The organism is Methylomonas lenta, from assembly GCF_001644015.1.
Classification (GTDB): domain Bacteria; phylum Pseudomonadota; class Gammaproteobacteria; order Methylococcales; family Methylomonadaceae; genus Methylomonas; species Methylomonas lenta.
Map to the genome: position 1 here is coordinate 102,185 of NZ_LUUI01000096.1, position 9,876 is coordinate 112,060.

Here is a 9,876-nt window from a genome sequence, read left to right on the forward strand (position 1 = left end):
CTTGATTAAGCCTACAGAGCCCGCTTCATGCGGGCTTTTTTATTGAGTTAACTTTTTATCACATCGGTTTTATTCAGGATTTATTTATGCATGCCTCGCAACAACTCAAATATTTGGACGCCTACCGTGCTTTGCCAAATGAGTTGCAAGTTATCGTCAAACTGCTAGCGGTATATTATGGCTATTGCTCGTTGACGAATATTGCTAAATATTTGGCCGACTTAGGTATCAAGGAAGGTAATCGGGTTCTGAAGTCAGAAACGGTCAAGGCACGCATAAGACCGCTGATTACGGCTGGCATACTGGAGGAAAATATCCGTCCAGGCGGTACTCGCTGTGCCCGCACACTGGTAGAGGCCATCACTCGACAATTGATTGTCGACAATGAGTTCGATGAATATGTAGCCGTAGTGAAACAGCTAAATTCTACCGGGACCGGTTATTATCACTACAACACAGTCGAAGACTGTATTCGGGATGCACGGATTCATTTTCATCGTGGCGATTATCCGAAGATGCAGTCCTGTTTGGATATCGGCCAACGCTATCCGGGAAATTTACCGCATACGATTGATCTATACCTGTCCTGGTTTTTTAATCCGCTGGATATCGGCTTTTTCGAACAGCATCATCCGCATATCTTGAAAGAATTGGCGGCTTACGCCTGTTTGCATCAATTGATTTATCTATATCAGCAGCCTGAGCTGGATGCCTTTTATCAACAACAATTAGCAGACACTGATGGCAGAGAGAATCGATTATTCACTCGAGTCTTGATGGAATTGAAGTTGTTACGGGGTGAATGGCAGGTCGTATCTGCGCAGACAGCTAATTCTGAACAGCCGGAATTGCAAGCTATAGCGGCAATGATGATGTTCTTACGCGGTGATTATGACGAAGCGGTCAGTCATTACGAAAAAGCCCTGTCAAATCTCAGAAAACTTAGCGCACAACGGAATACCTATTTCTATGGTTTGGCCGGGGTGTTTTATCCGTTGGCTATCTTAAAGTCCAACGACAGCAAATTACGCAAAAAACTGACGATATTATTGAATCAGGCCATCAAAACCAACGGTTTTTGGGGTTCGGTTTTTCAGTACTTGATCCTGTTTCAGCAATATCAACAAGGTGATTTGCAGCAACGTGATCAACTGATTTCTTTGTTGCTGTCTTATCGCGTCGCCAGCGGTTTTAAGGAAAGTGGTGTGCCGGATTCTGTTTTTAGCATGCCATTAATGCAGCCCATGTTATTGCTGATATTTAAGCATTGGGCTAAAGCCGATTTTGCTAAAAGCGTGGAACCGGTCCATCAGCAGCTTTATACACATTGTTTGAACAACGGTTACCGTTGGCCTGCGGCAGAATTGGCAAAGGTTTTCAGCAGCCTGCAGCCGCAAAAAGCAGCGCAGTGGGATAGCGGATTTTTTGATAATGGTTCTAAAGCACTGGCCGACTTATTTGCCAGTCGAGCAGACTGGGAAGTGGCGCTGGATGCGTTGCTGAATCTACCGGCTAGCGATAAAAAACCCGACAGCTCAGCCCAAGTCGAGAAGCCAACTCGACTGACTTGGCTATTAAGTTTTAATGAGGCTCAAGACCATATCAAAATCGAGCCGCGCGAACAAAAACAACAAGCTAAAGGCGGCTGGAGCAAAGGCCGGGCAGTCGCTTTGAAACGTTTGGCACATGAGCGCGATAGTTTTGATTATCTCAGCCAGCATGATCAAAGGCTTTGTAGTCATATCAAGGAATACCGCGATTCAGGTTGGTACGGCGGCAGCACTTATTTTGAATTTGACGGCAATATTCCACAAGCCTTGATAGGTCACCCGACTTTATTTTGGGCCGATGCGCCGGAGGTGAGGGTTGAGGTGGTGAACGGCGAAGCGGAATTACGCGTTAAACGCTTAGAAAAGAACGATAAAATCAAGATCATCCTGGAGCCTGCGCCCAAATATGAACAAAAGTTTCATATCATTAAAGAAACCCCAACCCGTTTGCGAGTGGTGGAATTTACCGCAGATCATCACAAAATTTTTACGGTGCTTGGCGCAAAAGGGCTAGAAGTGCCTGCTTCTGCTCAAGAAAGAGTGTTGCAAACATTGACCAGTATTTCCGGCTTGTTGACAGTACATTCTGACATTGGCGGCAGTTCCAGTAGTGCCGAACAAGTCAAAGCCGATGCCACGGCAAGGATTCATCTATTACCTCACAATGAAGGCTTAAGAGTCGCATTATTGGTAAGGCCTTTTACCTGTGGGGGAGCCTATTTTCAACCCGGCCAAGGCGGAGAAAGTGTGTTGGCGGAAGTCGATGGAAAACGCCTGCAAACCCAACGTGATTTAAAGCTGGAAAAAAAACAGGCCAACGCAGTCATTGACGCTTGCCCAGCCCTGCAAGACGTGGAACGCGACCCTGCCGGGGACTGGCTGCTGGAAGACCCTGAAGCCTGTTTGGAGTTTTTATTACAGGCGCAGAATTTACCGACTGAACTGGCTTTATTGGAATGGCCGGAAGGTGTGCGTTTTAAAGTGCTGGGCCACAGCAATGGTAGTGGCTTAAGTGTGCAAGTCAAACGCGACAACGACTGGTTTGCCCTGCAGGGCGAATTAAAAATCAACGATGAAACCGTGCTGGATATGCAGCAGCTCTTAGGCTTGCTGGATAATCGCCAGGGCCGCTTTCTGCAAATGAAAGATGGGCAGTTTATTGCCTTGACCGATGAATTTAGGCGTCGATTGGAAGACTTGAAAGCTTATGCGGATATCAGCGGCAAGAAAGTGCGGATAAATCCGTTAGCAGCGTTGACCTTGGAAGACTGGCAGGATGAAGCGGGTTTTAAAGCCGATAAACATTGGCAAAACCATATTCAACGGCTCAAAGACGCCCGCGATTATAAGCCGCGAGTTCCGTCGACTTTTCAAGCGGAACTGCGTGATTATCAAATGGATGGCTACAATTGGCTGTCGCGCTTGGCTCAATGGGGAGTGGGCGCCTGTCTGGCCGATGACATGGGGTTGGGCAAAACCATACAAGGCCTGGCATTGTTGGTGGAACAGGCACCGGGAGGCCCCAGTTTGATCGTAGCGCCAACCTCGGTCTGCATGAACTGGGAAAAAGAAGCCAACCGTTTTGCTCCCACCTTAAAACCGATAGTGCTCGGTAGTGGCGACCGTCAACGCTTGCTGGAGAATTTACAGCCTTTTGATGTATTGATCTGTAGCTATGGCATGTTGCAGCAGGAACAAGTGGCGGAAATGCTGGCCAAAATCAGTTTCCGGACTGCAATTCTTGACGAAGCCCAGGCCATTAAAAACATCGCTACCCGTCGATCGCAAGGGGCAATGAATCTGCAGGCTGGCTTTAAAGTCATCATGACCGGTACTCCACTGGAAAATCATCTGGGTGAGTTGTGGAATTTGTTTCGCTTTATCAATCCGGGCTTGCTGGGTTCGCTGGAACAATACAACAAACGCTTTGCCGGCCCTATCGAGCGGGATAGAAGTGTACAAGCCAAACAACAGTTAAAAAAACTGATCCAGCCGTTTATCCTGCGTCGCACCAAAACCCAGGTCTTGCAGGAATTACCGTCGCGTACCGAAATTCCGTTCTATGTCGAACTCAGTCAGGAAGAAAAGGTGTTTTACGAGGCTCTGCGCCGCGAAAGCCTGGCGATGCTATCCAGCAATGACGGTCCGCCTGGACAAAAGCATCTACAAATTCTGGCGGCTATCAGCAAGATGCGTCGCAGTTGTTGCAATACTCAGTTGGCAAACCCGGAAATCGCTTTGCCCAGCAGTAAATTAGCGGCATTTGCCGAGATTGTCGACGAATTAATCGACAATAAACACAAAGCGCTGGTATTCAGCCAATTTGTCGATCATCTGCAACTCATTAAAGCCCATATCGAACAACGGGGGATTAGTTATCAGTATCTGGATGGCAGTACCCCGATCAAAGAACGTCAACGGCGGGTTGATGCGTTTCAGCGCGGTGAAGGCGATTTATTTTTAATCAGCCTGAAAGCCGGCGGCGTCGGTTTGAACCTAACAGCAGCCGATTATGTGATTCATATGGACCCTTGGTGGAATCCGGCGGTGGAAGACCAGGCTTCGGACCGCGCGCATCGCATGGGTCAGCAGCGACCGGTGACGATCTATCGCATGATAGCCAAAGACACGATAGAAGAAAAAATCGTTGCACTGCATAGCCATAAACGCGACTTGGCTGATAGCTTGCTGGACGGCGCGGATATCAGTGGCAAAATGTCGGCGGATGATTTGTTGGGGCTGATCAAAGGGGATTGATAGTCCGTGATACAAAAGTTCTCGGAGAGGTGGGGCGGTATTTAAACTGCCCCGGCATTCTTAGGCAGTGTCTATTTATGTAAGCAAACCTTGCCAGAAATGTTGGTGATTTTGATAAGGGGTGGATACTGAGTGCCAAGTGGATTATCTACTAGCTCAGAGTCTATCCTGACCGCGCCTTTGGCTTTCTCAAACTGATCACTCCCGCCAACAATTACATCAAATTCACTGGAAGAGATGAGATCGATCGCGTCTGCAGAGAATAGCTTGCCTAATGGTTTATTCCTGGTGGTGTTTACACTCCATTGGCTAATGACAGTAGCCATGGTGTCTATACCGTTAGGAATAATAATAGGCAGAAACTCGGTAGTCCACGCCGATGCGGAGCGCACATTGATTGCCGTTGAGCCTAACTTTGCAGCTATGCCGTTACCGGTAGACACATAACATAGTCCTGGGTAAAGATGGGTTTGATTCTGTGTGAAAACATGCGGAAAGCTTTTACTGGATTCTAAAGTGTCCCAGACAGTATTGCATTCATCTAGCGAGGTAGGTCTTAATGGACCAGAGACTCTTTCCGGATCTAAGCTGATATCCATGCATTTGTTATCAGCATTGACTAAAGCAGGCCCAAAACAGGACAGTAGGCCTATAGAAAAGGCAGTTTTTTTTATCATTTTTATTCCCCCGGCAATTTAGAGACCGTCAAAAAGATCGGCGTAGCTTGAAGTCTAGTTTAGTGATTTAGATTGTCCATAGGTTTTTCAGATTAATTAATGCCCGAGCTAGGTCTGGATGATGATGCTATTAAAAATTTTCGCTAAGCCATTGAAGTGTAAAAACTAACTACTTGCAAGCAAAAAAAGATAAAAATATCCTGCTAAAAACACAATATGTTGTGTTAATATTTTTACAAATACACTATATGCAGTATTAAGCCTTGCTGTAGTGTTTTCTGCTTCAAACCGATTGCACATCAATGTCTTAGCTGGTTTTTTTAAGGCCTGTGGTTGTAATCGACTCGTACCATAATTCAGATAAGGGAAACCACGAATGACCGCAAAACTTCAAATTGTGACGCCAAACAATGTCGACATTCCGTTACAAAGCGCTTCGCTTGACATCTGGGACAGCAAGTACCGTTTGAAAACCAAGGATGGCAATGCCATCGATGCCAACATCGATGAAACCTATAAGCGTGTCGCCAAAGCCCTGTCCGAAGTTGAAAAATCCAAAGCCTTGCAGGAAAAACACTACAAAGATTTTCTCTGGGCACTGCGTAAAGGCGCTATTCCGGCCGGTCGTATCGTTTCCAATGCCGGTGCGCTGGAACACAAACCCGCCACCTCCACCATCAATTGCACCGTGTCCGGCATCATCGAAGATTCGATGGATGACATTCTGGCCAAGGTGCATGAAGCCGGTCTAACCCTGAAAGCCGGTTGCGGCATCGGCTACGAGTTTTCTACCCTGCGGCCACGCGATGCTTATGTGTCCGGCGCCGGCGCCTATACTTCCGGTCCGCTGTCGTTCATGGATATTTACGACAAAATGTGCTTTACCGTATCCTCGGCCGGTGGCCGGCGTGGTGCGCAAATGGCCACTTTCGATGTAGCCCACCCCGATGTGGTGGATTTTATTCGTGCCAAACGTGAAGACGGCCGTTTGCGTCAGTTTAATTTGTCATTGCTGATTACCAGCGAATTTGTCGAAGCAGTAAAAAATGATGGCCCCTGGGCGCTATCATTCCCCGTTAGCGAACGTGAAGTTAATACTGACAATATCGATTTGACTGATAGCAACAAAATCGTCTGGCGCGACCTACCGAATAAAAAAGACTATGTGGTCAATGACGACGGATTGGTGGCTTGCCGTATCAGCAAAGTGATGCCGGCCCGCCGTTTGTGGGACATTATCATGTCTTCGACTTACGATTACGCTGAACCAGGTTTCATTTTGATCGACAAGGTCAACGAAATGAACAACAACTGGTTTTGTGAGCACATACGTGCCACCAACCCTTGCGGCGAACAGCCGCTACCGCCATACGGCAGCTGTTTATTGGGATCGATCAATCTGACCCGCTTCGTGGAAAGACCGTTTAGTAAGGAAGCTTATTTTGATTGGGATGCTTATCGTAAAACCATCCGCATCTTCACTCGCATGTTGGATAATGTGGTGGAAATCAACGGCCTACCACTGGAAAAACAGCGCGACGAAATCACCGGCAAGCGCCGTCATGGCATGGGCTATCTGGGTTTGGGTTCCACCATCACCATGTTAGGCATGCAATACGGCAACGATGAGTCGTTGAGCTTTACCGAACAAGTCACCAAAGAACTGGCTGTTGAAGGCTGGAAAACCGGCTTGGAGCTAGCAAAAGAAAAAGGCCCGGCGCCCATCATGGAGCAATTGTTCACAGTGACAGGCGAAATGCTGCACAAGCGTCCGGAAATGAAAACCGATGGCTACAAGCTGGGTGATCAAGTAGCGGGTAAAGTCCTGCACGCCAAATACAGCCGCTACATGCAAAAAATTGCCCAGGAGTTGCCGGAATTGGTAGCGGAACTGGCTGAAGTTGGTTGCCGCTTTACCCATCACAGCTCAATCGCGCCTACCGGTACTATTTCCTTATCCTTGGCCAATAACGCCAGCAATGGCATCGAACCCAGCTTTGCCCATCACTATTCGCGCAACGTGATCCGCGAAGGCAAAAAATCCAAGGAAAAAATCGACGTATTTTCCTATGAATTACTGGCCTACCGCCATTTGATCAATCCGCAAGCGATGCCGTACAGCGAAAATCCTGATCTGCAATTGCCGAGCTACTTCATCGCTGCCGACGACGTCACGCCCAAGCAACATGTTGATATCCAGGCCGCTGCGCAAAAATGGATAGATTCGTCGATTTCCAAAACCGCTAACGTGCCAACCGATTATCCGTATGAGGACTTCAAGTCCATCTACCAATACGCCTACGAACAAGGCTTGAAAGGTTGCACCACCTTCCGCTTCAACCCGGAAGTATTCCAGGGTGTACTCGTAAAAGAATCCGACCTGGAAAATACCACCTACCAGTTCACGCTGGAAGACGGTCATGTGGTGGAATTTAAAGGTAACGAAGACGTGGAATACGACGGCGAAGTCCACAGCGCCGCCAATTTGTTCGACGCCTTGAAAGAAGGCTATTACGGCAAGTTTTAAGCTGCCAATGGCGTAGGCTGGGTTGTTAAACCCAGCATTTAAGACATTTAAGCTGGGTATCGCTATCGTTCAACCCAGTCTACGGAATTTGAGGTTCCCATGACACTACACAAAATCAACAAAAAAATCGTTAGCTACAAAGTGCTGAGCAAAGAAATCGCCGAAGTCGTTCAGCCGGTAGTGGAAGAGCCGTCGCTGGAATCGATGAATGAAAATCTGGCTCGGCCGGAAGTGCTGCTAGGTTCTACATACAAGATCAAAACGCCGCAGTCCGAACATGCGTTGTACATCACCATCAACGACATCATCCTGAATCAGGGTACCGAGCACGAAGAACGCCGGCCTTACGAAATTTTCATCAACTCAAAAAACATGGAGCACTTTCAATGGGTGCTGGCGTTAACCCGCTTGATTTCGGCGGTGTTTCGCAAGGGCGGCGATGCCACTTTTTTGGTGGAAGAAATGAAAGCAGTGTTCGATCCACACGGCGGTTATTTCAAGAAAGGCGGCGTGTTCATGCCGTCGCTGGTCGCCGAAATCGGCCACGCCATAGAATCGCATATGAAGCACATCGGCATGATCAAGTCGGAAAAAATGACCGATCATCAGAAACTGTTTCTGGACGAAAAACGTGCAGAATTCGATGCCCAGCATGGTGAGTCGGACAATGGAGAGTTTCCGGAAAAAGCGGTGTTGTGTACCAAATGCAGCACCAAGGCGATGGTGTTGATGGATGGGTGTATGACTTGTTTGAATTGTGGGGAGTCGAAGTGCGGATGATCCGCCACCATGCGGAGGAACCGCTGACGTGTTCCGTCGTATGGTCTTTAAAATAACCATTTATCAGGACAAAAATGGCTTCTTTCGACATTTTTTCAAAACGGCAGAAGAAATTACGTGGTGATGTCCCTGATATTTACATCTACGACACGATTCCTCAACCACTGAAAGTTCAGGTTGTGCATATTTGGAGGGATATTCTAGGCGACGAACGGGATTATCAGGGGCACTATGCGGAAGTTTTTCAGGCATACAAATTTATCGTTGGTGCATTGTGCCGTGAATACGGATTATTTTTTCTACCTCCGGAAATAAATAAATATAACGACAGGCGCTATATTGATGAGATCTTCAATTTTTTAATTCAGCAGGACGACTCAGAAAAGGTACTTGATGCAATTGAATTTTCTTTTCGGGTCATTGATAAATTTACCCGTCGCTATGAGTATCTTGGTCGATCAAAGGCATCTGAGTTAGCTGATAGTGCAATTGAAGAACTGAATCAAAGGTTTCAAGAGCATGGTATCGGATTCCAGTATTTAGAGGGTGAAATCATCCGCATTGACTCTCAATTGATCCATTTGGAGGTGGTTAAACCGGCACTCGGTTTAATACGTGCACCTGAATTTGCTGGTGCACAGGCTGAATTTTTAAAAGCCCATGAACATTACCGGCACGGAAATGACAAAGAAACGCTCGCCGAGTGTCTCAAAGCGTTTGAAAGCGTAATGAAGATAATATGCAAAAAACGAGGATGGGCTCACGATGCTAATGCTACAAGCAAGGCTCTACTCGATGTTCTTTTTGTAAATGAAGTGATCCCAAAGTTTTGGCAACAACACTTTAATTCTTTGCGAAGCTCATTGGAAACTGGAATTCCTCCTGCTCGAAATCGTCTTGGAGGGCATGGGCAAGGTAGCGATGTCACAGAAGTCCCGCCTGCAATTGTCGCTTATGTTCTGCATATGACCGCTTCTGCAATTGTTTTTTTATGCGAAATGGCGGGATAGCCGAGTATGGTGGGCACGGTTTTTGTGCCCACGCGGAATTAAAAGTTTGCATGAATATTGTTTCGCTATCGCGAAGCCTGATTTAACGCCGGTTCGCGGACCGGCAACCGCGATACTTTCTTTTGCGTGACCAAAAGAAAGTATCCAAAGAAAAGGCCACCCCATGCCGCGTTTATCCTGCGCGCCGAAGGCTTTGAACGGGGTTTTCCGAAGGGGCTTCCCAGCCCCTACGAAAAACGCGATGCCTCCCTGCATCGCCCCTGCGGGCTGATCCGTTCAAAGCCTCCGGTGCTCGGCGCGGCATCATGGGAGAAAAATCATTCCTCAAACTTAGGTTGTCCGCATGAAATGTTTCATTTGCAAGCTTGGCGAAATCGTTGGCGGTGCCGCCAGCATGACATTGGAGCGTGGAAGCCGGGTAGGGTGGGCACGGTTTATGTGCCCACGCGGAATTAAAAGGTTGCATGAATATTGACTTTGGAAGACGACGTAACCGTACAAAATGCTTTTCCTGATCGGAGATTTAAACCATGAAATTAAGCTACGACCAAGCAATAGATTCTTTGTATATTCAC

The 9,876-nt window shown here is 47.4% G+C and carries 6 protein-coding genes; 4 read left to right on the forward strand and 2 right to left on the reverse strand.

Annotated features, from left to right (window positions below; genetic code table 11):
- The first annotated feature begins 86 nt into the window (after positions 1-86).
- Positions 87-4,307: a DEAD/DEAH box helicase gene (locus A1359_RS09620; protein ID WP_066981575.1), complete on the forward strand. Its 4,221-nt coding sequence runs from the start codon at positions 87-89 to the stop codon at positions 4,305-4,307.
- Positions 4,308-4,378: 71 nt separating this feature from the next.
- Here the strand turns inward: A1359_RS09620 and A1359_RS09625 are convergent, their stop codons facing one another.
- On the reverse strand, positions 4,379-4,984 hold the full coding sequence (locus tag A1359_RS09625; RefSeq protein ID WP_066981578.1) for a hypothetical protein: 606 nt from the start codon (positions 4,982-4,984) through the stop codon (positions 4,379-4,381).
- A 376-nt stretch (positions 4,985-5,360) separates the two neighbouring features.
- Between A1359_RS09625 and A1359_RS09630 the strand changes: the two genes are divergently transcribed.
- From A1359_RS09630 to A1359_RS09640, 3 genes are all read left to right on the forward strand, one after another.
- Positions 5,361-7,511: an adenosylcobalamin-dependent ribonucleoside-diphosphate reductase gene (locus tag A1359_RS09630; RefSeq protein WP_066981581.1), complete on the forward strand. Its 2,151-nt coding sequence runs from the start codon at positions 5,361-5,363 to the stop codon at positions 7,509-7,511.
- A 99-nt stretch (positions 7,512-7,610) separates the two neighbouring features.
- Positions 7,611-8,291 carry a TSCPD domain-containing protein gene (locus A1359_RS09635; RefSeq protein ID WP_066981585.1) on the forward strand — a complete coding sequence of 227 codons (681 nt, stop codon included), beginning with the start codon at positions 7,611-7,613 and terminating at the stop codon, positions 8,289-8,291.
- A gap of 74 nt (positions 8,292-8,365) precedes the next feature.
- The gene (locus A1359_RS09640; RefSeq protein WP_066981588.1) at positions 8,366-9,301 is read left to right on the forward strand and encodes an STM4504/CBY_0614 family protein; all 936 of its coding nucleotides are present in this window, start codon (positions 8,366-8,368) and stop codon (positions 9,299-9,301) included.
- Between the two features lie 330 nt (positions 9,302-9,631).
- Here A1359_RS09640 and A1359_RS23145 read toward each other — a convergent pair.
- Positions 9,632-9,876: hypothetical protein (locus A1359_RS23145; RefSeq protein WP_232322171.1), on the reverse strand; the 245-nt coding region annotated here is incomplete at its 5' end.

Coding starts and splice junctions, on each gene's coding strand:
- A1359_RS09620 (WP_066981575.1), top strand. CDS start 87: ATGCATGCCTCGCAACAACTCAAATATTTGGACGCCTACCGTGCTTTG.
- A1359_RS09625 (WP_066981578.1), bottom strand. CDS start 4,984: ATGATAAAAAAAACTGCCTTTTCTATAGGCCTACTGTCCTGTTTTGGG.
- A1359_RS09630 (WP_066981581.1), top strand. CDS start 5,361: ATGACCGCAAAACTTCAAATTGTGACGCCAAACAATGTCGACATTCCG.
- A1359_RS09635 (WP_066981585.1), top strand. CDS start 7,611: ATGACACTACACAAAATCAACAAAAAAATCGTTAGCTACAAAGTGCTG.
- A1359_RS09640 (WP_066981588.1), top strand. CDS start 8,366: ATGGCTTCTTTCGACATTTTTTCAAAACGGCAGAAGAAATTACGTGGT.